A 24494-nucleotide genomic window follows, 5' to 3' on the forward strand; every position below is an offset into this window, starting at 1 on the left:
GCGCGGTGTCGTACGCGCTCCGGGGGCCGTTCGCCACGACCGGAAGGTCAGTGGTTGCGGGGGAAGCCCAGGTCGACGCCCGCCGGGGCGTCGGACGGGTCCGGCCAGCGGGTGGTGACGACCTTGCCGCGCGTGTAGAAGTGCACGCCGTCGTTGCCGTAGATGTGGTGGTCGCCGAAGAGCGAGTCCTTCCAGCCACCGAAGGAGTGGTAGCCCACCGGCACCGGGATCGGCACGTTGACGCCGACCATGCCGGCCTCGACCTCCATCTGGAAGCGGCGGGCCGCGCCGCCGTCACGGGTGAAGATCGCGGTGCCGTTGCCGAAGCGCGAGCCGTTGATGAGGGCGAGGCCCTCCTCGTACGTCTCGGCGCGCAGCACGCAGAGGACCGGGCCGAAGATCTCGTCCTGGTAGGCCGCGGCTGTGGTCGGCACGTGGTCCAGGAGGGACAGGCCGATCCAGTGGCCGTTCTCGTGGCCCTCGACGGTGTAGCCGGTGCCGTCGAGGACGACCTCGCAGCCCTCGGCGGCCGCGCCGGTCACGTACGAGGCGACCTTGTCGCGGTGGACGGCCGTGATGAGCGGACCCATCTCGGAGGTCGGGTCGTTGCCGGGGCCGATCTTGATCTTCTCGGCGCGCTCGCGGATCTTGTCGACGAGCTGGTCGCCGATGGAACCGACGGCGACGACCGCCGAGATCGCCATGCAGCGCTCGCCGGCGGAGCCGTACGCCGCCGAGACGGCCGCGTCGGCGGCCGCGTCGAGGTCGGCGTCCGGGAGGACCAGCATGTGGTTCTTCGCGCCGCCGAGCGCCTGGACGCGCTTGCCGTTGGCGGAGGCGGTGGTGTGGATGTGGCGGGCGATCGGGGTCGAGCCCACGAAGGAGATCGCGGAGACGTCCGGGTGCTCCAGGAGGCGGTCCACGGAGACCTTGTCGCCGTTCAGGACGTTGAAGACACCGTCCGGGAGGCCCGCCTCGGCGAGCAGCTCGGCGATCTTCAGAGCCGGCGACGGGTCCTTCTCGCTCGGCTTGAGGATGAAGGTGTTGCCGGTCGCGATGGCGATCGGGAACATCCACATCGGCACCATGGCCGGGAAGTTGAAGGGCGTGATGCCCGCGACGACGCCGACGGGCTGGCGGATCGAGGCGACGTCCACGCGGTTCGAGACCTGGGTGGAGAGCTCGCCCTTGAGCTGGACGGTGATGCCGCAGGCCAGGTCGACGATCTCCAGGCCGCGGGCGACCTCGCCGAGCGCGTCGGAGTGGACCTTGCCGTGCTCGGCGGTGATCAGCTCGGCGATGGCGTCGCGGTTGGCGTCGAGCAGCGCGCGGAACTTGAAGAGGATCGTGGTGCGCTGCGCGAGGGACGAGGTGCCCCAGGTCCGGTACGCGTCCTTGGCGGCGGCGACGGCGGCGTCCACCTCCTCGACGGAGGCGAGCGCGACACGGGTGGTCACGGCGCCGGTGGCCGGGTCGGTGACCGGGCCCCAGTTGCCCGACGTGCCCTCGACGGCCTTGCCACCGATCCAGTGGTTGACAGTCTTGACGGTGTTCGTCATGACGAGATACTCCTTCAGAGATGGCGGCGTCGGGCGGTGACGTGCCGGTCGTACTCCTCGCGGGCCTTGACCGCCGACGGGCGGGTCGACGTCTCGGCCACGGGCACATCCCACCATGCCTGGGCCGGGGGCGGGCCCGACACTGTGTCTGCCGTTTCGGTCTCGACGTAGACACATGTGGGAACCGTCGCGGCCCGCGCCTCCGCGAGGGCTTCTCGCAGGTCACGCACGGTACGTGGGCGCAGCACGGACATCCCGAGGGAGGCGGCGTTGGCCCCGAGGTCGACGGGGAGCGGCGCGCCGGTGAATCCGCCGTCCGCGTCCCGGTGGCGGTAGTCGGTGCCGTACCTCTCGGCGCCGACCGCCTCCGAGAGGCCGCCGATGGAGGCGTAGCCATGGTTCTGCAGGATGATCAGCCGCAGGGGGAGCCGTTCCTGCACGGCGGTGACGATTTCGGTGGGGTTCATCAGGTACGTACCGTCGCCGACGAGCGCCCAGACGGGCCGGCCGGGCGCTGCGAGCAGGACGCCGAGGGCCGCGGGGATCTCGTAGCCCATGCAGGAGTAGCCGTATTCGACGTGGTACTGGTCGGTGGAGCGGGTCCGCCAGAGCTTGTGGAGGTCGCCGGGCAGCGAGCCGGCGGCGTTGATCAGGATGTCGCTGCCGTCGACCAGAGTGTCGAGTACGCCGAGGACCTGGGCCTGGGTGGGCCGGGCGTCCTCGTCGGGGACGGCGTAGGCGGCGTCGACGCGCCGCTGCCAGCGGAGCCCCTCCTCGGCGTACTCGTGCACGTAGTGCGCGGCGACGTGGTGCGGCTCCAGGAGGCTGTGGAGCTGTTCCAGGCCCTCGCGGGCGTCCGCCACGAGCGGGAGCGCGGCCAGCTTGTGGGAGTCGAAGGCGGCGATGTTGAGGTTGACGAACCGTACGGAGGGGTGGCCGAAGAGCGTTCCTGAGGCGGTGGTGAAGTCGGTCCAGCGGGTGCCGACGCCGATGACGATGTCGGCGGTGCGGGCCAGGTGGTCGGCGACGGCGGTGCCGGTGTGGCCGATGCCACCGACGTTCTGGGGGTGGCTGTGCGGCAGCGTCCCCTTGCCGGCCTGGGTGAAGGCGACCGGGATGCCGGTCAGCGCGGCGAAGTCGTGGAGCGTCTCCTCGGCCCCGCTGTACCGGACGCCGCCGCCGGCGACGATCAGCGGACGAGTGGCCCGGCCGATCGCCGTGACCGCCGCGTCCAGTTCGTCCTCGTCCGGGGAGGGGCGGCGGACCCGCCAGACCCGCTCGGCGAAGAACTCCGCCGGCCAGTCGTACGCCTCCGCCTGGACGTCCTGGGGCAGCGCGAGGGTGACGGCGCCGGTCTCGACGGGGTCGGAGAGGACCCTCATGGCGGCGAGCGCGGCCGGGATCAAAGCCTCGGGGCGCCCGATCCGGTCGAAGTAGCGGGAGACGGGCCGCAGGCAGTCGTTGACCGACACATCACCGGCGTACGGAAGTTGGAGCTGCTGGAGGACGGGGTCGGCGGGGCGGCCGGCGAAGGTGTCGCCGGGGAGGAGCAGGACGGGGACGTGGTTGATGGTGGCGAGGGCGGCGCCGGTGACGAGGTTGGTGGCGCCGGGGCCGATGGAGGTGGTGACGGCGTGCGCGGAGAGCCGGTTCGACTGGCGGGCGTAGCCGACGGCGGCGTGGACCATGGCCTGTTCGTTGCGGCCCTGGTGGAAGGGCATCGCCTCCTCCTCCACCAGTGCCTGGCCGATCCCGGCGACGTTCCCGTGCCCGAAGATCCCCCAGGTGGCGGCGACCAGCCGCTGCCGGTCCCCGTCGCGCTCCGTGTACTGGGCGGCGAGGAAGCGGACGAGCGCCTGGGCGACGGTCAGCCGGATGCTCATACGTATCCCTCCGCGTGGTCCGGATGGAAGGAGATCTTCCACTCCCGCTCGGTTCCGGGGCCCGCCATGACGTTGAGGTAGTAGAGGTCGTGACCCGGCTGGGCGATCGACGGCCCGTGCCAGCCGTCCGGCACGAGGACGGCGTCGCCGTCCCCGACCTCGGCGAGGAGCTCGGCGCCGCCGGGCCGGGAGGGCGAGATCCGCTGGTAGGCGAGGCCGTTCGGGCCGGCGATCTCGTAGTAGTAGATCTCCTCCAGGACGGACTCGGCGCCCGGGCGGTGCTCGTCGTGCTTGTGCGGCGGATAGGAGGACCAGTTGCCGCCGGGGGTGACGACCTCGACGGCGATCAGCCGGTCACAGGGAAAGGCGCCGGCCGCGGCGAAGTTCCGCACCTGGCGGGTGCGGTTGCCGCTGCCCCTCGTCTCGACGGGAACCTCCGGCGCGGGACCGTAGCGGGCGGGGAGTCGTCGCTCGCACTTCGCTCCTGCCAAAGCGAAGCGGCCCCCCGCGCCGGAGGCGATCTGGGCGTGGGCGTCGCGCGGTACGTAGGCGAAGTCGGTCACTCCCGCGAACACGCTGCCGCGGCCCAGGAGTTCGATGACTTCGCCGTCGAGGCGCACGCTACAGGCACCGGCCAGGGGAAGCACGACCCATTCGGAATCCCCGCTCTCGAAGGTGTGGGTCTCCCCCGGCGCGAGGGTGAGGACCCGGAGGGCGGAGTGCTCCCAGCCGGCCGTGCCGGGGTCGACGCGGAGCGCGTAGGGGCCGTGGGCGGCGGATCCGGAGGGCAGATGGAGGCGCTCGGTGCGCGGGGGGCCGGTGTTCATGGCGGATCCCTACCCCCTCTCCGGGATCGTTCCCGTGCCCGCCGCGAGCGCTTCGGCGATCTCCTCCGCGCGCGGCATGGCGGAGGAGCAGGCGAGGCGGCCCGCGACGATCGCGCCGGCGGCGTTGGCGTGGCGCAGGATCCGTTCGAGGTCCCAGCCGGCGAGGAGGCCGTGGACGAGCGCACCGCCGAACGCGTCGCCGGCGCCGAGCCCGTTGACGACCTCCACCGGCAGCGGCGGGACCTCGGCCGCCGTGCCGTCGGCGGCGAGCGCGAGGACGCCCTTGGGTCCCTGTTTCACGACGGCGAGCCGGACCGCGCCGGTGGCGAGCAGGGCGCGGGCGGCGGCGTGCGGCTCGCGCTCCCCGGTCGCGACCTCGCACTCGTCGAGGTTGCCGACGGCCACGGTCGCGTGGCGCAGCGCCTCGGCGTAGTACGGACGGGCCTCGGCGGGGTCCGTCCAGAACACGGGCCGCCAGTCCAGGTCCAGGACCGTCACCTCCCGGCCGGCCCGGGCGCGCAGCGCCTCCAGGGTCGCGGCGCGGCTCGGTTCGGCGCAGAGGCCGGTGCCGGTCGCCCAGAAGACCCGGGCGGCGCGGATCGCGTCGAGGTCGAGCTCGTGCGGGTGGATCTCCAGGTCGGGGGCCTTGGGGCGGCGGTAGAAGTGGAGCGGGAAGTCGTCGGGAGGGAAGAGCTCGCAGAAGGTGACGGGGGTGGGGTGGGCCGCGACCTCGGTCACCCAGCGGTCGTCCACGCCGAAGCCCTGGAGGTCGCGGTGGAGCGCGGCGCCGAAGGGGTCGGCGCCGGTGCGGGAGACGAGGGCGGTACGGCGGCCGAGCCGGGCGGCGGCGACCGCCACGTTGGCCGGGGAGCCGCCGAGGAACCGGCGGAAGGTCTCGACGCGGTCGAGCCCGACGCCGCTCTGGAGCGGGTACAGGTCCACGCCGAGGCGCCCCATGGTGATCAGCTCGTACGGTTCCGTCTCCACGCGCCCCTCTTTCGCCCGCGTCCCCGCCCTTCAGGTCTAGTCGGCCGCCCGGAGGCGTGTCAACGACATGTCCGGACATTCGGATGCCCTGTCCACGTGTCCGCCCGCCCGCTTGACGGTGCTCTCGCGCCCCGGACAAGGTGGCGGACATGACGAAGCCGCCGAAGCCGTCGTTGTCGCCGTCCCCGTCCCCGTCGCCGTCCCTGTCGCCGTCGCCGTCCCTGTCGTCGTCGCCGTCGCCGTCGCGTCCGTCGCGTATCCGGGTCGGCTCCGCCCCGGACTCCTGGGGGGTGTGGTTCCCCGACGATCCCCGGCAGGTGCCGTGGCAGCGCTTCCTCGACGAGGTCTCCGGCGCTGGTTACGAGTGGATCGAGCTCGGGCCGTACGGCTATCTGCCCACCGATCCCGCCGTCCTCGCGGAGGAGACCGCGCGGCGCGGCCTGCGGGTCTCGGCGGGGACGGTCTTCACCGGGCTGCACCACGGCCCGGCCGTCTGGGACCGCACCTGGGCGCACGTCGCCGAGAACGCCGCCCTCGCGCAGGCCGTGGGCGCCGGCCATCTCGTCGTCATCCCGTCGTTCTGGCGGGACGACCGGACGGGCGAGGTCCTGGAGGAGCGCACGCTCACCGCGGAACAGTGGCGGGATCTGACCCGTCTGACGGAACGTCTGGGGCGGGAGGTGCGGGAGCGGTACGGGCTTCGGCTCGTCGTCCATCCGCACGCCGACACCCACCTCGACGGCGAGGAGAGCGTGACGCGCTTCCTCGACGCCACCGACCCGGAGGCCGTCTCGCTCTGTCTGGACACCGGGCACTACGCGTACGCCGGCGGGGACAGCGTCAAGCTGATCGAGAGCTACGGGGAGCGGATCGGCTACCTCCACCTCAAGCAGGTCGATCCGGAGGTCCTGGCCAGGGTGGTGGCCGAGGAGGTGCCGTTCGGCCCGGCAGTGGCTCAGGGCGTGATGTGCGAACCGCCATCCGGGGTGCCCGCCCTGGAGCCGGTGCTCGCCGCCGCGCAGGCGCTGGACGTGGACCTCTTCGCGATCGTCGAGCAGGACATGTACCCGTGCGCGCCGGACACTCCGTACCCGATCGCGCTGCGCACCCGGCGCTTCCTGCGCTCCTGCGGCGTGTGACCGGCGCATAGCGGGCGCATACCTGTGTGACCAGGGGTGACGCACGCAGACACACCGTCGGCCGCGTGCATCGCTTCCGTCACACAGGTCCCTTCCTCGTCACACGTATCTCCATTACGCGGGTCTTCCGTCACAGGCGCTCGACAGCCGCTCTCCTCCTGTCGGCAGGGGTCGTTCAACGGGCACAGGCTCAGTGATCACCAACGCGCGCCCGCAGCGCCCCCGAACGGCACCCCCTGCCGCCGCTGCGCGGTGCGCAGGGAGGTACCAGGCATGACGGACAGAAGGCTCTGGTCGTACAAGGACATCGCCGCGCACATCCGCGTCCAGCCGGACACGGTTCGCTCCTACCGCAAGCACGGCCTCCTGCCGGCACCCGACAAGGTCGAGTCGGGCAAGCCCTACTGGTACGCGGACACGATCCGCGCCTGGGTCGCCAGCCGCCCCGGCAACCGGGCGCGCCGCGACTAGCCCCTGTCCCCCTGGAAGGCGAGGACGCCGGGCCCCGGACCGTTTCCGGGGCCCGGCGTCCTGCTGTCCGCGACTCAGCGGCTGGGCGGCTGGGCGGCTCAGCGAGGGGCGGGCGCGCTCTCGCGCCGCTCCTCGGCCGTCTCCGTGGCGACCGGATCCGGCTGCTGCGCGGGGCCGTCCGACTCGCTGATGCCGAATCGGTCGTGGAAGCGGCGCAGTGACGCCGGGGCCCACCAGGTGAGGCGGCCGGTCAGCTTCATCACGGAGGGGACGAGCAGACTGCGGACCACCATCGCGTCCATGAGGACGGCGAGGGCGACGCCGAGGCCGAGCATCTTGGTGTTGGTGACCCGCGAGGTGCCGATCGCGATCATGACGACGGCGAGGATCACTGCGGCGGCGGTGATCAGGCCGCCTGTTCTGCTCAGGCCGAAGCGGACGGAGTGCTCGTGGTCGCCGGTGGCGTCGTACTCCTCCTTGACGCGGGAGAGCAGGAAGACGCCGTAGTCCATGGAGAGTCCGAAGGCCACGCAGAACATGAGGACGGGCAGGGTGGTCTCGATGTCCCCGGTGGGGGTGAAGCCGAGGAGTCCGGCGAGGTGGCCCTCCTGGAAGACCCAGACGACCGCGCCGAACATCGCCGTGAGACTGAGGGCGTTGAGGACGACGGCCTGGACGGGGATGATCACGCTGCCGGTGAGCAGGAAGACGAGGAGCAGGGTGGCGAGGACGACGATCACCGCCGCCCAGGGCAGCCGCTCGGCGAGGGCGTCCTTGGAGTCGACGAGGACGGCGGCCTGTCCGGTGACGGTGGTCTCGAAGGGCGCGGGCGCGGCCCGGAGTTCGCTCACGACCCGCTGGGCCCCGGGGCCGACGGTCTCGCCCTCGGGTACGACGGTGAAGTAGGCGTGGCCGGCGCCGCCGGCCGCGGTGACGGGGCCGTCGGCCCGGTCGACGCCGTCGAGGGCGGCGATCCGCTCGCGGTAGTCCGCGTACTGGGCGGGAGTGGCCTCGCCTTCGACGAGGACGGTGAGTCCGCCGCCGGGGTTGCCGGGGAAGCCCTCGCGGAGCTGGTCCTGGACGACCCGGGAGGTGGCGGTGACGGGGAGCTGGCGGTCGTCGGCGGTGCCGAACTTGACGCCGAGGAAGGGCAGTCCGAGGAGGACGAGGCCGGCGGCGGTGGCGACGGCGAAGACCGGCGCGCGGCGCATGACGAGGTCGGCGGCCCGGGCCCAGCCCGATCCGTCGGCTTCCTGACGGGGCGGGCGGCCGCGCCGGAGGAGGCGCCGCAGGTCCAGGGCGTTGACGCGGTCGCCGAGCAGGACGAGGGCCGCCGGGAGCAGGGTGAGCGCGGCGGTCGCGGCGAGGACGACGACGGCGATGCCGGCGTAGGCGAAGGAGCGCAGGAAGTACTGCGGGAAGACGAGCATCGCGGAGAGCGAGACGGCGACGGTCAGCGCGGAGAACAGCACGGTCCGGCCCGCCGTGCGCAGGGTGGTGCGGACGGCGGTGTACGTGTCGGCGCCGGCGGCGAGCTCCTCGCGGTAGCGGCGGACGACGAACAGGGCGTAGTCGATGGCGAGTCCGAGCCCGAGCGCGGTCGTGAGGTTCTGCGCGAAGACCGAGACGTCGGTGAACTCGGTGATGCCGCGAAGGACGGCGTTGGTGCCGAGGATGGCGACGATGCCGACGCCGAGCGGCAGCAGGGCGGCGACGGCGCTGCCGAAGACCATGACGAGGAGGACGAGGGTAAGGGGCAGGGCGATGAGCTCGGCCCGGAGCAGGTCCTCCTGGATGATCACCTGCATCTCGTGGCGGACGGCGAGGCCGCCGCCGAGGGTGACCTCGACGGGGCCGTGCGCGCCCCGGTACTCGGGGGCGATCCGTTCCAGGACGGCGGCGGCGTCCTTCTCCTCGCCGTCGATACGGGCGGCGATCACCGCCTGGCGGCCGTCCTCGGAGCGGAGGGCGGGCGAGCCGGTGGACCAGTAGGAGCCGACGCCGTCGACGCCCGGCTCGGCGTCGAGCCGCTCGGCGAGCTTCCGGGCCTCGGCGGCGACGGCCGGGTCGTCGACCCTGGCCTCTCCCGTGTCGAGGAGGAGGAGCACATTGGGCTGCGAGCCCGGGAACTCCCGGGCCAGCTTCTCCGTCGCGTACGTGGACTCGGCGGCCGGGTCCTCCCAGCCGCCGCTGCCCATCCGGTCGGCGACGCCGCCGCCCGCCAGGACGGCGAGGGCGGTGAGCACGAGCGCCACGAGGAGCGTGAGGCGCGGCCGGGCGGTGACGAACCGCGTCCACCCGCCGCCCGCACGCCCACCGGACGGTGAATTCTTGACTTCGGCCATGACGCGGTGTCCCCTTCACCTGACCCATGTGCGCGCTTCCCGGGCAGGTCACATGGGTCGCCCATTGCCATAGAATGACAAACACGAGTGATCGCTCGCGTTTTCTTAGAATGCGAGCGAGCGCTCGCATTTGTCAAACGTGTTGAGGAAAGCTGGGGACAGCCATGTCCGAGGAACCGCAGCCACGCCGCCGCCAGGCACGCGGCGAGCGCCGCATCGCGCAGCTGCTCCAGGCCGCCGCGAACGTCTTCTGCGCCAACGGCTACACGGCGGCCAGCACCAACGCGATCGCCCGCGAGGCGCACGTCTCGCCCGGCACGCTCTACCAGTACTTCCCGAACAAGGAAGCCATCGCCCTGGAGCTCGGCGGCCGGCTCATGCACGAGATGCGCGAGGCCCACGGCCAGGCCTTCACCCCGGAGAACCTGGCGCTGCCGCTGCCCGAGCTGCTCGACGCGGTCGTCGACCCGCTGATCGAGTTCAACTGCGCCAACCCGGTCTTCCTCGCCCTGATGCACGGCTCGGAGGTGCCGGGCCGCATAGCGGAGGAGCACGACGCCCTCCACGCCTCCCTGATCGACCGGGTCCGCCTGCTGATCTCCCACTACCTCCCGGACAGCCCGCCCGAGGAGTGCGCCCGCGTCGCCGACATGACCTTCGCGGTCTTCAAGGGCGGCCTCGCCCTGATCCTCGCCGCCCCCGAGGGACCCGAGCGGGACGCCACCGTCGCGGAACTGAAGCGGGTCCTCGTGCGCTACCTCGCCCCGGTCATCGGCGAGACCGCCGTCCGGTAGGGCCTGTCCTGCCCAGCGGACGGCGGTGAGCCCTTAGAGGTCGTTTTCGTCCGATGTCTCATCCCGAGATGCGATGTTCTGTGGTCTTCTTCGGGTCGCGCCAGGAGATGGTGTTCTCGCTGGTGAGGCAGCGGGCCATGAGGCTGGTCATGGCGAGGTGGATCAGGGCTTCGGAGCGGGCGGGCAGGGTTTCGTAGTCGCGGGCCAGGCGACGGTTCAGCATGAGCCAGCCGTAGGTCCGCTCGACCGCCCAGCGCTTGGGGATGGGGGTGAATCCCCTGGTCCCGGGCTTGCGGGCGGTGATCTCCATGTCGATGCCGAGGGTCGCGGCGTGCTCGACGAGGTGCTGGCGGTAGCCGCCGTCGACCCATACCTTGCGGATGCCCGGGTGTTCGGCGGCGACCTGGTCGAGCAGCGCGGTGCCGGCCACGGAGTCCTGCACGCTTGCCGCGGTCACCACAACGGCGAGGAGGAGTCCGAGCGTGTCGGTGACGATGCTCCGCTTCCTGCCGACGATCTTCTTGCCGGCGTCGATACCCTGGCCGGCGGCGGGAACGCTGGTGGAGGTTTTCACGCTCTGGGCGTCGATCACACAGGCCATGGGCTCTGCGTCCCGGTCTTCCCTTTCTCGTAGCAGTTGCCTGAGCAGGCCGTTGAGCTGGGCGAACACGCCCTCGTCGGCCCATTTGGCGAAGTAGCCGTAGACCGTGTTCCAGTGCGGGAAGTCGTGCGGAAGGTAGCACCACTGGACCCCGGTCCGGTCGACGTACAAGATCGCGTCCATGATGTCGCGCAGGTCATGTTCGGGCGGCCGGCCGAAGTGCAGAGCTGTGCGTCGGCGCTCGAGCCGCCAAGCGGACAGGACCGGCTCGATCAACTCCCAGCGGGCATCGGACAGGTCACTCGGATACGGACGTCGCTTCGGCATGCTTCCGGCGTACCGCCACGAGCCGAATGCGCCCAGGCGCACGGCAGCGGCAGTGGAAGCACATGACTACGAAGGCGCTGGGCACCCTGGGATGAAACAGGGTTACGTCGTCTTCCACCTCACCCGCAACCCCACAAGCCCCGCAGATACCGACGCTTTCCACGGCCGCACCCGCACCACCGTCCGACGCCTCAAGAACTGGCTGATAAGCAGGCATTACGAGTGAAAACGACCTCTTAGGGCGTGTTTCCGGACACGACCTAAGGGCTCACCACGCCTCCGAGCCGCTGGCCGCCTCGGAGGGCAGCGTCTTCTCCCCCGCCCGCGCCCGCAGCTTCAGCGCGAGCAGCGGGAAGACGAGAACGGAGACCATGCCGGCCCCGACGAGCGCCGCCGCGTCACCCGCCGTCAGCTCGTGGTCCTCCACGCCGATGGTCGTGATCGCGACGACGAGCGGCAGCGCGGTGGAGCCGTAGAGGACGAGCCCGCGCCGGTCCCTGCGGTCGAGGTCGCGCGGGGCGAGGAACCAGATCGGCCCGCCGCGCACGACGAGGAAGAGCAGCAGGAAGACCGGCAGCAGGATCAGGGTCCGGCCGCCGGAGAGGAGCGAGTCCAGGTCGAACTCGATCCCGGTGACCACGAAGAAGACCGGGACGAGGAAGCCGAAGCCGACCGCCTCGATCTTCTCCAGGATCTCCGGCCCCGCCTGGGGCGCGGCCCCCGTCAGCACGAGCCGGGTGATGAGCCCGGCCGCGAAGGCGCCGAGCAGCACGTCGAGCCCGAGCGCCGTCGAGGCCCCCAGCATCAGGGCGAGCAGCAGGAAGACGAACCGGACGGCGAACTGGCCGCTGCTGTGCAGGGTCTTGGCGATGATCCGCGAGAACCACGGCGGGCGGGGGCGCAGCGCCCAGAAGACGGCGCCGCCCGTGAGCGCGGCGAAGACCGCGAGGAGCACGGTCGACTCGGCCGCGGCGCGCCCGCTGAGCAGCAGCGCCATCGCGATGATCGGGCCGAACTCGCCGACCGCGCCGAAGGCCATGACGACCGAGCCGAACCGGCCGTGGAGCTCGCCCGCGTCCCGCAGGACGGGCAGGACGGTGCCGAGCGCCGTACTGGTCAGCGCGACCCCGATGAAGACGCCCTTGGCGTAGCCGCCGCCCAGCAGGATCCCGGTGCCGAGCCCGATGACGAGGGCGGCTACCCAGGCCCAGACGGCCCGCTTGAGGGTGTCGCCGCGGACCTTGCCGAACTCGATCTCGTACCCCGCCAGGAAGATCAGCATGGTGAGGCCGAGCTCGGAGAGACCGTCGATCAGCTCGTCGGAGTGAGCCCAGCCCAGCACGTCGGGGCCGATGAGGATGCCCAGCAGGATCTCGAAGATGACGAGGGGTACGGGGAGTCTGCGCCCCACCCCGTAGGCGAGCAGCGGCGCCAGGACGGCGATCGCCATGATCAGGATGAGCGTGGTCCCCGAATGCGACATAACGGGTATTTACCATAAGCTCCGGTCAGACTCCCCACCCTCATCCTGCTCGGCAGCTTGCTCGTCCCGGCGGTCTTCGCGCTCTGGGCGTACGAGCGGCACGGCCAGGACTTCGGCGTCCCGGTGATCCTCGGCTGCTTCCTCACCGGCGGCATCCTCGGCGTCCTCGGCGCCTCGGTCATGGAGTACCACCTCCTGCACCCCTCGCTCTGGATGTTCCTGGGGGCCGGACTGATCGAGGAGGCCGTGAAGCCGGTGGCCCTGATGTTCGTCGTGCGCCGCTACCCGCGGCTGCGCGGCGTCCGGGCCGGGCTCGTCCTCGGCGGCTCGGTCGGCTTCGGCTTCGCCGCCTTCGAGAGCGCCGGGACGACCCGGAGCGCCGCGAGTGGAATTTATACCCCCTAGGGGTATAGTCTGGTTCTGTAAGGACCTGTACCTCCGGAGGAGCGCGCCATGACCGCAGAGACGAAGACCGAACTCACCACCGTCTACCAGGTCAAGGGCATGACCTGCGGCCACTGCGAAGGCGCGGTCGCCGGCGAGATCTCCGAGCTCCCCGGCGTCTCCTCGGTCACCGCCGTCGCCAAGACCGGCGAGGTCACCGTGGTCTCCGCGGCCCCCCTCGACGAGGCCGCCGTGCGCGCCGCCGTCGACGAGGCCGGCTACGAACTGGTCTGACCGACCTCGCCGCGGCGGGGTCCGACCGACCCACCGCCGTCGACACCCCGCAGGGCCGTACCGTTACCCGGTACGGCCCTGCTCTCGTTTGGAACCGCTCATGACGTCCACGATCACCGAGCTGACGATCGGTGGCATGACCTGTGCCTCCTGCGCCGCCCGCGTCGAGAAGAAGCTCAACCGGATGGACGGGGTGACCGCGACGGTCAACTACGCCACCGAGAAGGCACGGGTCGAGCACCCCCCGGAGCTCGCGGTCGACGACCTCATCGCCACCGTCGTCAAGACCGGCTACACCGCCGAGGAACCCCTGCCGCCGAAGCCCGAACCCGAGCCCGCGCTCGGCGAGAAGCCCGCGGAGGACCCCGAGCTCGCCGCCCTCCGGCAGCGGCTGACCGTCTCCGCCGTCCTCGCCGCGCCCGTGGTCCTGCTCGCCATGGTCCCCGCGCTCCAGTTCGACAACTGGCAGTGGCTCTCCCTCACCCTCGCCTCCCCCGTCGTCGTCTGGGGCGGGCTCCCCTTCCACCGGACCGCCTGGACCAACGCCCGGCACGGCGCCGCCACCATGGACACGCTCGTCTCGGTCGGCACCCTCGCCGCCTACGGCTGGTCCCTCTGGGCCCTCTTCCTCGGCGACGCCGGCATGCCCGGCATGCGCCACGGCTTCGACCTCACCGCCGACCGCGCCGACGCCTCCTCCGCGATCTACCTGGAGGTCGCCGCCGGGGTCGTCACCTTCATCCTCCTCGGCCGCTACCTGGAGGCCCGCGCCAAGCGGAAGGCGGGCGCGGCACTGCGGGCCCTCATGGAGCTAGGCGCCAAGGACGTCGCCGTCCTGCGCGGGACCACGGAGGTACGGATCCCGGTCGCGGAACTGCGGGCCGGCGACCTCTTCGTCGTACGCCCCGGAGAGAAGATCGCCACCGACGGCACCGTCACCGCGGGCGCGTCGGCCGTCGACGCCTCCCTGCTCACCGGCGAGTCGATGCCCCTGGACGTCACCGAGGGCTCCGAGGTGACCGGCGGCTGCGTCAACGTCTCGGGCCGACTGGTCGTCCGGGCCGCCGCCGTCGGCGCCGACACCCGGCTCGCCCGGATGGCGAAGCTCGTCGAGGACGCCCAGAACGGCAAGGCCGAGGTCCAGCGGCTCGCCGACCGGATCTCCGCCGTCTTCGTCCCGCTGGTGCTCCTCATCGCGCTCGGCACCCTCGTCACCTGGCTCCTGCTGACCGACGACCCGACCGCCTCCTTCACCGCCGCCGTCGCCGTCCTGATCATCGCCTGCCCCTGCGCCCTGGGCCTCGCGACCCCGACCGCGCTCATGGTCGGCACCGGGCGCGGCGCCCAGCTCGGCATCCTCATCAAGGGCCCCGAGGTCCTGGAGTCCACCCGCCGCGTCGACACCGTCGTCCTCGACAAGACCGGGACGGTCACCACCGGCCGGATGCGACTGACCGGCGTGCACGTGTACGGGGGCGGCTACGGCACCTCGGGCACCGACGAGACCGAGCTGCTGCGGCTCGCGGGCGCCCTGGAACACTCCTCCGAGCACCCGGTCGCCCGCGCCGTCGCGACCGGCGCCGCCGAGCGGTGCGGCGAGCTCCCCGTACCGAAGACCTTCGAGAACGTCCCCGGGCTCGGGGTCCGCGGCTCCGTCGACGGTCGGCTCGTCCTCGTCGGCCGCGCCGCCCTCCTCACCGCCGAAGGCGTCGACGTGCCCGCAGCAGCGGAGCCCGGCGCCGTCCACGTCGCCTTGGACGGGGTCGCCCGCGGCACCCTGACCGTCGCCGACACGGTCAAGGACACCAGCGCCGAGGCCGTCGCGCGACTGCGCGCCCTGGGGCTGCGGCCCGTCCTGCTCACCGGGGACCACCGGGCGGTCGCGGAGGCCGTCGCGGCGGAGGTCGGCATCGACGAGGTGATCGCCGGGGTGCTGCCAGAGGAGAAGGCCGGGGTGATCCGCCGGCTCCAGCAGGAGGGCGGGACCGTCGCGATGGTCGGCGACGGGGTCAACGACGCCGCCGCCCTCGCCACCGCGGACCTCGGCCTGGCGATGGGCACGGGCACGGACGCGGCCATCGAGGCGGGCGACCTGACCCTGGTCCGCGGTGACCTGCGCGTCGCGGCGGACGCCATCCGCCTCTCCCGCCGCACCCTGGCGACGATCAAGGGCAACCTCGGCTGGGCCTTCGGCTACAACGTGGCCGCGCTGCCCCTGGCGGCGGCCGGACTCCTCAACCCGATGATCGCGGGCCTCGCGATGGCCTTTTCGTCCGTCTTCGTCGTATCCAACAGCCTGCGACTGCGGCGCTTCACGTGATCGCACCACGACCGGTAAAGCGAGCACGCGTTCCCCCTGTCACTGGTTGCGGTGACAGCACCGCAATCGGGCACAGGTGTGCGCACACCGCACGTACGGTCCCTTCGTGGCAGCCGAGCGAACAGAGCGGTTGGGGGACGTCGTGTCGTTGGCCAGCACGGCAGGGGAGAGTAGACAAGTCCGCTACACCTATCGGCTTCGCGTGTCGTCCACCGCACTCTCCTCGCTACTCGGAGAGTGGGATCGATGCCGGTGGATCTGGAACGAGTGTGTGGCCAAGTCCAAGGCCACACACCAGCACAACACCCGCTCACACCACCATGGACTGCGCAGCCTGCGGAGCGAGAACCAAGCACGCACTGCCTCTGTCCGAGCGCGTCCACACCCGCACCACATGCGGAGTGGCCCACCCCAGGACAAGAACTCCGCACACGTGATGCTCGTCCGGGCCGGCCTGGCCCCGGCTGGCGTCGAGGGCACAAGACCTCCCGGTCCGCAGGGGCGGAAGGCTGCCCGAGCCAGGAATCCATCCGAAATCGCTGAAACCGGGATCACCCGACCCCGGCTGGAGGAGCAGGCAAGTGCAGGTCAGTTCACACGTCGCACAGGACCTTCACAAAGAGACCTAGATCACAGATAGTGGGGGGTAACCATCTGGGCTGTTCGTGAGTCTAAGTGGGCGATGCCGAGAACGTCTTGGGGGACGTTCATGGGATGTCTTGGGGGACGTCCCTAGGCAAGCGTTGGCCGGGGCACGTGCACCGGGGAGCTTTGAGCGGCCCTCCCGTACGTACCCCGGCGGACCGCCCCGCGCCCGACCGCGCAGCTACTCGCTGACGCCGGCAGACGCCCGGCCCGGATCCCGTGGGGGGAATCCGCACCGGGGGATATGGGAAGCGCCCCGACCGTCGACCCGTGGGGGGATCGGCGGCGGGGCGCTTCTCTTTGAAGACTTTGTTCAGCCGGGTCAGATGGCCGCAGTGACTAGCGGGCCTCGACCGGGACGAAGTCGCGGAGGACCTCACCCGTGTAGATCTGGCGCGGGCGGCCGATGCGGGAACCCGGCTCCTTGATCATCTCGTGCCACTGGGCGATCCAGCCGGGAAGGCGGCCGAGCGCGAAGAGCACGGTGAACATCTCGGTCGGGAAGCCCATGGCGCGGTAGATCAGGCCCGTGTAGAAGTCCACGTTCGGGTAGAGGTTGCGCGAGACGAAGTACTCATCGGAGAGCGCGTGCTCCTCCAGCTTGAGCGCGATGTCCAGCAGCGCGTCGTCCTTGCCGAGCGCGGAGAGGACGTCGTGCGCCGCCGCCTTGATGATCTTGGCGCGCGGGTCGAAGGACTTGTACACCCGGTGGCCGAAGCCCATCAGGCGGACGCCGTCCTCCTTGTTCTTCACCTTGCGGATGAAGGAGTCGACATCGCCGCCGTTGGCCTGGATGCCTTCCAGCATCTCCAGGACCGACTGGTTGGCGCCGCCGTGCAGCGGGCCCCACAGCGCCGAGATGCCGGCGGAGATCGAGGCGAACATGTTCGCCTGCGACGAGCCGACCAGACGCACGGTGGACGTCGAACAGTTCTGCTCGTGGTCCGCGTGCAGGATCAGCAGCTTCTCGAGCGCGGCGACGACGACCGGGTCCAGGTCGTACTCCTGCGCCGGGACCGAGAAGGTCATGCGCAGGAAGTTCTCGACGTACCCGAGGTCGTTGCGCGGGTAGACGAAGGGGTGGCCGATCGACTTCTTGTACGCGTACGCCGCGATCGTCGGAAGCTTCGCGAGCAGCCGGATCGTCGAAAGGTGGCGCTGCTTCTCGTCGAACGGGTTGTGGCTGTCCTGGTAGAAGGTGGACAGCGCGGAGACCACCGACGACAGCATCGCCATCGGGTGGGCGTCCCGCGGGAAACCGCGGAAGAAGTTCTTGACGTCCTCATGGACCAGCGTGTGCTGCGTGATCTCGTTCTTGAAGGTCGACAGCTCGTCGACCTTGGGCAGCTCGCCGTTGATCAGCAGGTACGCCACCTCAAGGAAGGTGGAGCGCTCGGCCAGCTGCTCGATGGGGTAGCCGCGGTACCGCAGAATCCCCTGCTCACCATCGAGGTAGGTGATGGCGGATTTATAGGCGGCGGTGTTGCCGTATCCGCTGTCCAGGGTGACCAGACCGGTCTGGGCTCGGAGTTTCCCGATGTCGAAGCCCTTGTCGCCGACGGTGCTCTCGACCACCGGGTAGGTGTATTCACCGTCCGCGTACCGCAGTACTACAGAGTTGTCGCTCACGTCATCCCTCACCGACGTAGTGCCTCTTCTTCGAGGTGCCCTGACTGTCTCTACCATCCCCCATTTGGCTCAGGAGAGTGCACTCGGGGTCGACCATTGGGCCAATCGGCGGCACTCAGTGCCGCCAACCTTCACATCTTGCCCCCTTCGCCCCGGTTCTGGTAGGCCTCCGTGATCTTTCACACGAGCATGCCACCCCTGAGCCGATGGGCCAGGCCGGTGAAACGGCGGCCCGCGGAGACCGTACGGACGGCCTGGGCGATCGCCCGGCGGGAGCCGACCAGGACCACGAGCTTCTTGGCGCGGGTCACGGCCGTGTACAGCAGGTTCCGCTGGAGCATCATCCAGGCACTCATGGTGACGGGGATCACCACCGCCGGATACTCGCTGCCCTGCGAGCGGTGGATGGTGACCGCGTAGGCGTGGGCGAGCTCGTCCAGCTCGTCGAAGTCGTACGTCACCTCCTCGTCCTCGTCCGTGCGCACGGTCAGCCGCTGCTCGACGGCGTCCAGGGCCGTGACGACGCCCACCGTGCCGTTGAAGACGCCGTTCTCCCCTTTGTCGTAATTGTTCCTGATCTGGGTGACCTTGTCGCCGACACGGAAGACCCGGCCGCCGAACCGCTTCTCCGGCAGGTCGGGCCGGGCCGGGGTGATCGCCTGCTGGAGCAGTCCGTTGAGCGAGCCCGCGCCCGCCGGGCCCCGGTGCATGGGGGCCAGGACCTGGACGTCCCGGCGCGGGTCGAGGCCGAACTTGGCCGGAATACGGCGGGACGCGACCTCCACCGCGACCCGTGCGGCGTCCTCCGTCTCCTCCTCGACGAAGAGGAAGAAGTCCGGCAGGCCCTGGGTGAGGGGCGGCGTGCCGGCGTTGATCCGGTGCGCGTTGGTGACGACCCCGGACTGCTGGGCCTGCCGGAAGATCCGGGTCAGCCGCACGGCGGGTACGGGGCTGCCGGGGGTCAGCAGATCGCCGAGGACCTCGCCGGCGCCGACGGAGGGGAGCTGGTCCACGTCGCCCACGAGCAGCAGGTGGGCACCGGGCGCCACGGCCTTGACCAGCTTGTTCGCCAGGAGCAGGTCGAGCATGGAGGCCTCGTCGACGACGATCAGGTCGGCATCGAGCGGCCGGTCCCGGTCGTAGGCCGCGTCCCCGCCCGGCTTGAGCTCCAGGAGTCGGTGGACGGTGGAGGCCTCGGCGCCGGTCAGCTCGGCCAGCCGCTTGGCTGCCCGCCCGGTGGGGGCGGCGAGGACGACCTTGGCCCGCTTCGCGCGGGCCAGCTCCACGATCGAGCGGACCGTGAAGGACTTGCCGCAGCCGGGACCGCCGGTGAGGACCGCGACCTTGCGGGTCAGAGCGAGCCGGACCGCGTCCTCCTGCTCGGGCGCGAGCGTCGCCCCGGTGCGGTCGGCGAGCCAGGCCAGCGCCTTGTCCCAGGCCACGTCCCGGAAGGCGGGCATGCGGTCCTCCTCGGTCCGCAGCAGCCGGCCGAGCTGCCCGGCGAGCGACAGCTCGGCGCGGTGGAAGGGGACCAGGTAGACGGCGGTGACCGGCGCCCCCTCGGGGCCGGGCACCGGCTCCCGTACGACCCCTTCGGGGTCCTCGGCGAGCTCGGCCAGGCACTCGATGACGAGCCCCGTGTCGACCTGGAGGAGCTTGACGGCGTCGGCGATCAGCCGCTCCTCGGGGAGGAAGCAGTGGCCCTGGTCGGTGGACTGCGACAGGGCGTACTGCAGGCCGGCCTTCACCCGGTCCGGGCTGTCGTGCGGGATGCCGACGGCCTGGGCGATGCGGTCGGCGGTGAGGAAGCCGATGCCCCAGACGTCGGCGGCGAGCCGGTACGGCTGGTTCCGCACGACGGAGATGGAGGCGTCCCCGTACTTCTTGTAGATCCGCACGGCGATGGAGGTGGAGACGCCGACTCCCTGGAGGAAGACCATGACCTCCTTGATCGCCTTCTGTTCTTCCCAGGCGTCCATGATCTTCTTGGTCCGCTTGGGGCCGAGCCCCGAGACCTCGATCAGCCGCGCGGGGGCCTCTTCGAGGACGTCGAGGGTGTCCAGGCCGAAGTGCGAGGTGATGCGGTCGGCGAAGACGGGGCCGATGCCCTTGACGAGACCGGACCCGAGATAGCGGCGGATGCCCTGGATGGTGGCCGGGAGAATCGTCGTGTAGTTGTCGACGGTGAACTGCTTGCCGTACTGCGGGTGGGAACCCCAGCGGCCCTCCATCCGCAGCGACTCCCCCGGCTGCGCCCCGAGCAGCGCGCCGACGACCGTGAGGAGATCACCGGCACCGCGCCCGGTGTCGACCCGGGCGACCGTGTAACCGCTCTCCTCGTTGGCATAGGTGATCCGCTCCAGGACCCCTTCGAGCACCGCCGGACCGCGACCGTCGTTGGACATGGACCGACGGTAGCGAAGGCCTCGGACAACGGGGACACCCCCTGGGCAACTCCCACCCCAGGGGCGCCGCGAGCCTCAGAGCGCCGCCGTCAGGTCGAGTTCGACCCGCTGTCCGGGGAATCCGAGCTGCGCGACCCCGAGCAGCGTGCTCGCCGTGGTGAACGCGGGCCCCAGGGCGGAGTCGTTGAGCCGTCGCCAGACGGCGGCGAGTTCCGACCGATCGTCGCTGACGACGTAGATCACGGACCTGACCACCCGGTCCGGCGTCGCGCCGACGGCCGCCAGCGCGGCCAGGGAGTTGGCCACGACCTGGTCGACCTGCCGGTCCACGTCCTCCTCCCCGACGAGCTCTCCGTCCACGTCCAGGGGGCACTGCCCGGCCAGGTAGGCCGTACGGCCCGCCTCCACGACCGTGACGTGGTGGTATCCGGGGGTCGCGTGCAGGCCCTCCGGGTTGAGGCGTCGTATCTCCGTCGTCATGGCCCTCATCCTGCGGACCGTCCGGCCGCGCGGCAACGGAGATTCCCCCGACATGTCGACATGCCGTCCCGCCGCTCCCCGCCTAGCGTTTTCGGCATGACTGAATCTTCTTTCCAGGACGATGTCCTGAACGAGCTCGGCGACGACCGGCTCCAGGAGATCGCCGGGCTGCTCGGGACCGATGCCGGTGGGGCGCGGGAGCTCGTGGGCGGTTCGGTGGCTGAGCTGTCCGGCGAGCTGCGGCAGGCGGCGGCCGAGCCGGCCAGCGCGGACGAGGTGCGGGCCGCCGTCGAGGAGGTGACCTCGGCCGAGCCGCCGCTCCAGGGCGTCGCCACGCTCGGTGGTCTGGCCGCGGGTGGCCTGATGGCCGGGGTGCTCGCCAAGCTGGCCCGGCCGGCGGCGACGGCGGTCGCGAAGCGCACCGGCCTGCCGCCCGCGACGGTCAACCGGGCCGTGGACATCCTGGTCCCGGTGGTCATCGCCGCCCTCACCAAGCGCGCCGCCACGAAAAAGGGCGGTGGCCTCGGCGACCTCCTGGGCGGCGGTACGCAGCCGAAGAAGTAGCCCCGCCCCCGCGGGACCACAGCTGCCCCGCCCCACCGACCCACGGCTGCCCCGCCCCCGCGGGACCACAGCTGCCCGGTCCCGCCGACCCACGGCTGCCCGGCCCCGCACAGGCCGGGCAGCCGCGCCGCGTCCCCGCCGCACCGGGGCCGCGGCAGCTTCTCAGACCGCCAGGAAGCGTTCCAGGGTCTCCTCCAGGACCTCGACGCCGTCCCGCGCCCACAGTTCGTCGTTGAAGAGCTCCACCTCGACCGGGCCCGTGTAGCCGGCCTTCTCGACCAGGTCCGCCCAGGCCCGGAGGTCGATCGCGCCGGTGCCCAGCTGGCCCCGGCCGTTGAGGACTCCGGCCGGGAGCGGGGTGGTCCAGTCGGCGAGCTGGAAGGAGTGGATCCGGCCCGCCGCGCCCGCGCGTTCCACCGCGGCAGGGGCCCGGTCGTCCCACCAGAGGTGGTACGTGTCGACGGTGACGCCCACCTGCTCGGCCGGGAACCGCTCCGCGATGTCGAGGGCCTGGTCGAGGGTGGAGACCGCGCAGCGGTCGGAGGCGTACATCGGGTGCAGCGGCTCGATGGCGAGCCGGACGCCCCGCTCCCCCGCGTACGGGGCGAGCGCGCCGATGGCCTCGGCGATGCGGGCGCGGGCGGAGGGCAGGTCGGGGCAGGCGGGCGTGAGGCCGCCGGAGACCAGGACGAGCGTGTCGGTGCCGAGCGTCACGGCCTCGTCGATGGCCGCGTGGTTCTCCGCCTCCCAGCCGTCCGTCGTGAAGAAGCCGCCCCGGCAGAGGGTGGTGACGGTGAGGCCCGCGTCCCGTACGAGAGCGGCGGCGGCCTCGACCCCGTACGCCTGGACGGGCTCGCGCCAGAGGCCGATGCCCGGGATGCCGAGGCGGACGCACTCCGCGACCAGCTCGGGCAGGGACAGCTGCTTGACGGTCATCTGGTTGATGCCGAAGCGGTCGAGGTTCACTGCGGGACTCCGTGGACGGTGAGCAGGGCGCGCATGCGGGCCTCGGCGAGCGCCGGGTCGGGGAACAGGCCGAGTCCGTCGGCGAGTTCGTAGGCGCGGGCGAGGTGCGGCAGCGAGCGCGCGGACTGGAGGCCGCCGACCATCGTGAAGTGGTCCTGGTGCCCGGCGAGCCAGGCGAGGAGGACGACGCCCGTCTTGTAGTAGCGGGTCGGGGTCTCGAAGAGGTGGCGGGAGAGCGCGACGGTGGGGTCGAGGATCGCGCGGAAGCCCGCGACGTCGCCGGTGTCGAGGGTGCGGACCGCCTCGGCGGCGAGCGGGGCGAGGGGGTCGAAGATCCCCAGGAGGGCGTGGCTGAAGCCCTGTTCGTCGCCGGCGATGAGCTCCGGATAGTGGAAGTCGTCGCCGGTGTAGCAGCGGACGCCCGCCGGGAGGCGGCGGCGCAGCTCGACCTCGCGGCGCGCGTCGAGGAGGGAGACCTTGATGCCGTCGACCTTGTCGGGGTGGGCGGCGATGACGTCGAGGAACGTCTCGGTGGCCGCGTCGAGGTCCGACGAGCCCCAGTAGCCCTCAAGCGCGGGGTCGAACATCGGGCCGAGCCAGTGCAGGATCACCGGTTCGCTCGCCTGGCGGAGGAGGTGGCCGTACAGGTCGAGGTAGTCGTCCGGGCCGTTCGCCGCGGCGGCGAGGGCGCGGGAGGCCATCAGGACGGCCTGGGAGCCGGCCTCCTCGACGAGCGCGAGCTGTTCCTCGTAGGCCTTGCGGACCTCCACCAGGCCGGCGGGGCCGGTGAGCTGGTCGGTGCCGACGCCGCAGGCGATGCCGCCGCCGACGGACTTCGCCTCGGCGGCGGAGCGGCGGATGAGCTCGGCGGCCCGGGCCCAGTCGAGGCCCATCCCGCGCTGGGCGGTGTCCATGGCCTCGGCGACCCCGAGGCCGTGGGCCCAGAGGTGGCGGCGGAAGGCGAGGGTGGCGTCCCAGTCGACGGCGGCGGGCGCGTCGGGGGTGGTGTCGGCGTACGGGTCGGCGACGACGTGGGCGGCGGAGAAGACCGTACGGGAGGTCAGGGCGCCGCCGGCGGGGACGGCGCGCGGCTCCGTGCGGGGCTCGTACTCCCGTACGCCGCGGTCGGGTCCGGGCAGGCGGATCACAGGGAGACCTCCGGGACGTCGAGGCGGCGGCCCTCGGCGGCCGACCTCAGGCCCAGCTCGGCGAGCTGGACGCCGCGGGCGCCGGCGAGCAGGTCCCAGTGGTACGGCTCGTCGAGCGCGATGTGCCGCAGGAAGAGTTCCCACTGCGCCTTGAAGCCGTTGTCGAACTCGGCGTTGTCGGGTACCTCCTGCCACTGGTCGCGGAAGGACTCGGTGACGGGGATGTCGGGGTTCCAGACGGGCTTCGGGGTGGCCGAGCGGTGCTGGACGCGGCAGCCGCGCAGGCCGGCGACGGCGGAGCCGTGGGTGCCGTCGACCTGGAACTCGACGAGCTCGTCGCGGTTGACGCGGACCGTCCAGGAGGAGTTGATCTGGGCGATCGCGCCGCCCTCCAGCTGGAAGATGCCGTACGCGGCGTCGTCGGCGGTCGCCTCGTAGGGCTTGCCCTGCTCGTCCCAGCGGCGCGGGACGTGGGTGGCGACGTGCGCGGAGACGGTGGTGACCCGGCCGAAGAGCTCGTGGAGCACGTACTCCCAGTGCGGGAACATGTCGACGACGATGCCGCCGCCGTCCTGCGCGCGGTAGTTCCAGCTGGGGCGCTGGGCGTCCTGCCAGTCGCCCTCGAAGACCCAGTAGCCGAACTCGCCGCGCACGGACAGGATCTCGCCGAAGAAGCCGCCGTCGATGAGGCGCTTGAGCTTGAGCAGGCCGGGGAGGAAGAGCTTGTCCTGGACGACGCCGTGCTTGATGCCCTTCCCGGTGGCGAGGCGGGCGAGTTCCAGGGCGCCGGCGAGGTCGGCGGCGGTGGGCTTCTCGGTGTAGATGTGCTTGCCGGCGGTGATCGCCTTGGTGAGGGCCTCGACGCGGGCGGAGGTGACCTGGGCGTCGAAGTAGATGTCGATGCTGTCGTCGGCGAGGACGGCGTCGAGGTCGGTGGACCACTCGGTGATGCCGTGGCGCTCGGCGAGGGCGCGCAGGGCGTGGTCGCGGCGGCCGACGAGGACGGGTTCGGGCCAGAGGGTCTCGCCGTTGCCGAGGTCGAGCCCGCCCTGCTCGCGCAGCGCGAGGATCGAGCGGACGAGGTGCTGGCGGTAGCCCATCCGCCCGGTGACGCCGTTCATGGCGATGCGGACTGTCCTGCGTGTCACGAGATGTTCCTCTCCCCGGCAATTCCGCGCCTCGATAGAAAGCGCTTTCTGTCTGGGAGGAAGCTAACCTGCCGACATCACGCCGGACAAGGGCC

General features: G+C 71.5%; 19 protein-coding genes and 2 pseudogenes. 8 read left to right on the forward strand and 13 right to left on the reverse strand.

Annotated features, from left to right (window positions below):
- Nucleotides 1-47: 47 nt before the first annotated feature.
- Genes mmsA through iolC form a run of 4 tightly spaced genes read right to left on the reverse strand, consistent with a single transcriptional unit; the run spans nucleotide 48 to nucleotide 5226 of the window.
- Nucleotides 48-1559: a CoA-acylating methylmalonate-semialdehyde dehydrogenase gene (gene mmsA, locus ACWFR1_RS16775; protein ID WP_453551596.1), complete on the reverse strand. Its 1512-nt coding sequence runs from the start codon at nucleotides 1557-1559 to the stop codon at nucleotides 48-50.
- Between the two features lie 14 nt (nucleotides 1560-1573).
- Nucleotides 1574-3442 (reverse strand): 3D-(3,5/4)-trihydroxycyclohexane-1,2-dione acylhydrolase (decyclizing), encoded by a 1869-nt coding sequence (gene iolD / locus ACWFR1_RS16780; RefSeq protein ID WP_453551599.1) that lies wholly within the window; start codon nucleotides 3440-3442, stop codon nucleotides 1574-1576.
- A complete protein-coding gene (gene iolB, locus ACWFR1_RS16785; RefSeq protein WP_453551600.1) occupies nucleotides 3439-4269 on the reverse strand; it encodes a 5-deoxy-glucuronate isomerase in 831 nt (276 codons plus the stop codon). The genes iolD and iolB overlap by 4 nt, the downstream gene beginning before the upstream one ends.
- A gap of 9 nt (nucleotides 4270-4278) precedes the next feature.
- On the reverse strand, nucleotides 4279-5226 hold the full coding sequence (gene iolC / locus ACWFR1_RS16790; protein WP_453551764.1) for a 5-dehydro-2-deoxygluconokinase: 948 nt from the start codon (nucleotides 5224-5226) through the stop codon (nucleotides 4279-4281).
- 179 nt (nucleotides 5227-5405) lie between these two features.
- On the opposite strand from iolC, the gene ACWFR1_RS16795 reads away from it, so the two are divergent.
- Complete coding sequence (locus ACWFR1_RS16795; protein WP_453551603.1) at nucleotides 5406-6395, forward strand: sugar phosphate isomerase/epimerase family protein; 990 nt, start codon at nucleotides 5406-5408, stop codon at nucleotides 6393-6395.
- 273 nt (nucleotides 6396-6668) lie between these two features.
- Entirely contained in the window at nucleotides 6669-6866 is a 198-nt protein-coding gene (locus tag ACWFR1_RS16800) for a helix-turn-helix transcriptional regulator (RefSeq protein WP_453551605.1), read from the forward strand.
- 98 nt (nucleotides 6867-6964) lie between these two features.
- Here ACWFR1_RS16800 and ACWFR1_RS16805 read toward each other — a convergent pair whose 3' ends face one another.
- Nucleotides 6965-9211, reverse strand: coding sequence for an MMPL family transporter (locus ACWFR1_RS16805; protein WP_453551609.1), 2247 nt, complete (start codon nucleotides 9209-9211; stop codon nucleotides 6965-6967).
- Between the two features lie 164 nt (nucleotides 9212-9375).
- On the opposite strand from ACWFR1_RS16805, the gene ACWFR1_RS16810 reads away from it, so the two are divergent.
- Nucleotides 9376-10005, forward strand: coding sequence for a TetR/AcrR family transcriptional regulator (locus tag ACWFR1_RS16810; protein ID WP_453551612.1), 630 nt, complete (start codon nucleotides 9376-9378; stop codon nucleotides 10003-10005).
- A 58-nt stretch (nucleotides 10006-10063) separates the two neighbouring features.
- Here ACWFR1_RS16810 and ACWFR1_RS16815 read toward each other — a convergent pair whose 3' ends face one another.
- Complete coding sequence (locus ACWFR1_RS16815) at nucleotides 10064-10933, reverse strand: IS5 family transposase (protein WP_453551615.1); 870 nt, start codon at nucleotides 10931-10933, stop codon at nucleotides 10064-10066.
- A gap of 268 nt (nucleotides 10934-11201) precedes the next feature.
- Nucleotides 11202-12416: a cation:proton antiporter gene (locus ACWFR1_RS16820; protein ID WP_453551617.1), complete on the reverse strand. Its 1215-nt coding sequence runs from the start codon at nucleotides 12414-12416 to the stop codon at nucleotides 11202-11204.
- Between the two features lie 42 nt (nucleotides 12417-12458).
- Between ACWFR1_RS16820 and ACWFR1_RS16825 the strand changes: the two are divergent.
- The 4 genes and pseudogenes from ACWFR1_RS16825 to ACWFR1_RS16840 form a co-directional block, all read left to right on the forward strand.
- Nucleotides 12459-12800 (forward strand): annotated as a pseudogene (locus ACWFR1_RS16825) (PrsW family glutamic-type intramembrane protease); the annotation flags it as partial.
- Between the two features lie 69 nt (nucleotides 12801-12869).
- Entirely contained in the window at nucleotides 12870-13094 is a 225-nt protein-coding gene (locus ACWFR1_RS16830) for a heavy-metal-associated domain-containing protein (RefSeq protein WP_453551620.1), read from the forward strand.
- 100 nt (nucleotides 13095-13194) lie between these two features.
- Nucleotides 13195-15414 (forward strand): heavy metal translocating P-type ATPase, encoded by a 2220-nt coding sequence (locus ACWFR1_RS16835; RefSeq protein WP_453551623.1) that lies wholly within the window; start codon nucleotides 13195-13197, stop codon nucleotides 15412-15414.
- 305 nt (nucleotides 15415-15719) lie between these two features.
- Nucleotides 15720-16054: pseudogene (locus ACWFR1_RS16840) on the forward strand (hypothetical protein); the annotation flags it as partial.
- Between the two features lie 344 nt (nucleotides 16055-16398).
- Here ACWFR1_RS16840 and ACWFR1_RS16845 read toward each other — a convergent pair.
- From ACWFR1_RS16845 to ACWFR1_RS16855, 3 genes are all read right to left on the reverse strand, one after another.
- Entirely contained in the window at nucleotides 16399-17688 is a 1290-nt protein-coding gene (locus tag ACWFR1_RS16845; RefSeq protein ID WP_351809704.1) for a citrate synthase, read from the reverse strand.
- Nucleotides 17689-17867: 179 nt separating this feature from the next.
- Entirely contained in the window at nucleotides 17868-20093 is a 2226-nt protein-coding gene (gene recD2, locus ACWFR1_RS16850; protein ID WP_453551626.1) for an SF1B family DNA helicase RecD2, read from the reverse strand.
- Between the two features lie 75 nt (nucleotides 20094-20168).
- The gene (locus ACWFR1_RS16855; RefSeq protein ID WP_453551629.1) at nucleotides 20169-20573 is read right to left on the reverse strand and encodes a RidA family protein; all 405 of its coding nucleotides are present in this window, start codon (nucleotides 20571-20573) and stop codon (nucleotides 20169-20171) included.
- 96 nt (nucleotides 20574-20669) lie between these two features.
- Here ACWFR1_RS16855 and ACWFR1_RS16860 point away from each other — a divergent pair, with 96 nt between their 5' ends.
- The gene (locus ACWFR1_RS16860) at nucleotides 20670-21137 is read left to right on the forward strand and encodes a DUF937 domain-containing protein (RefSeq protein ID WP_453551632.1); all 468 of its coding nucleotides are present in this window, start codon (nucleotides 20670-20672) and stop codon (nucleotides 21135-21137) included.
- A gap of 162 nt (nucleotides 21138-21299) precedes the next feature.
- On the opposite strand, the gene ACWFR1_RS16865 is transcribed toward ACWFR1_RS16860, so the two are convergent.
- The 3 genes from ACWFR1_RS16865 to ACWFR1_RS16875 are packed head-to-tail and all read right to left on the reverse strand — an operon-like array spanning nucleotide 21300 to nucleotide 24399.
- Nucleotides 21300-22073, reverse strand: coding sequence for a sugar phosphate isomerase/epimerase family protein (locus ACWFR1_RS16865; protein ID WP_453551766.1), 774 nt, complete (start codon nucleotides 22071-22073; stop codon nucleotides 21300-21302).
- A gap of 26 nt (nucleotides 22074-22099) precedes the next feature.
- The gene (locus ACWFR1_RS16870; protein ID WP_453551635.1) at nucleotides 22100-23251 is read right to left on the reverse strand and encodes a dihydrodipicolinate synthase family protein; all 1152 of its coding nucleotides are present in this window, start codon (nucleotides 23249-23251) and stop codon (nucleotides 22100-22102) included.
- A complete protein-coding gene (locus ACWFR1_RS16875) occupies nucleotides 23248-24399 on the reverse strand; it encodes a Gfo/Idh/MocA family protein (protein ID WP_453551637.1) in 1152 nt (383 codons plus the stop codon). Before ACWFR1_RS16875 ends, ACWFR1_RS16870 begins: the two co-directional genes overlap by 4 nt.
- Between the last annotated feature and the right edge of the window lie 95 nt (nucleotides 24400-24494).

Source organism: Streptomyces sp. NPDC055103, from assembly GCF_053607625.1.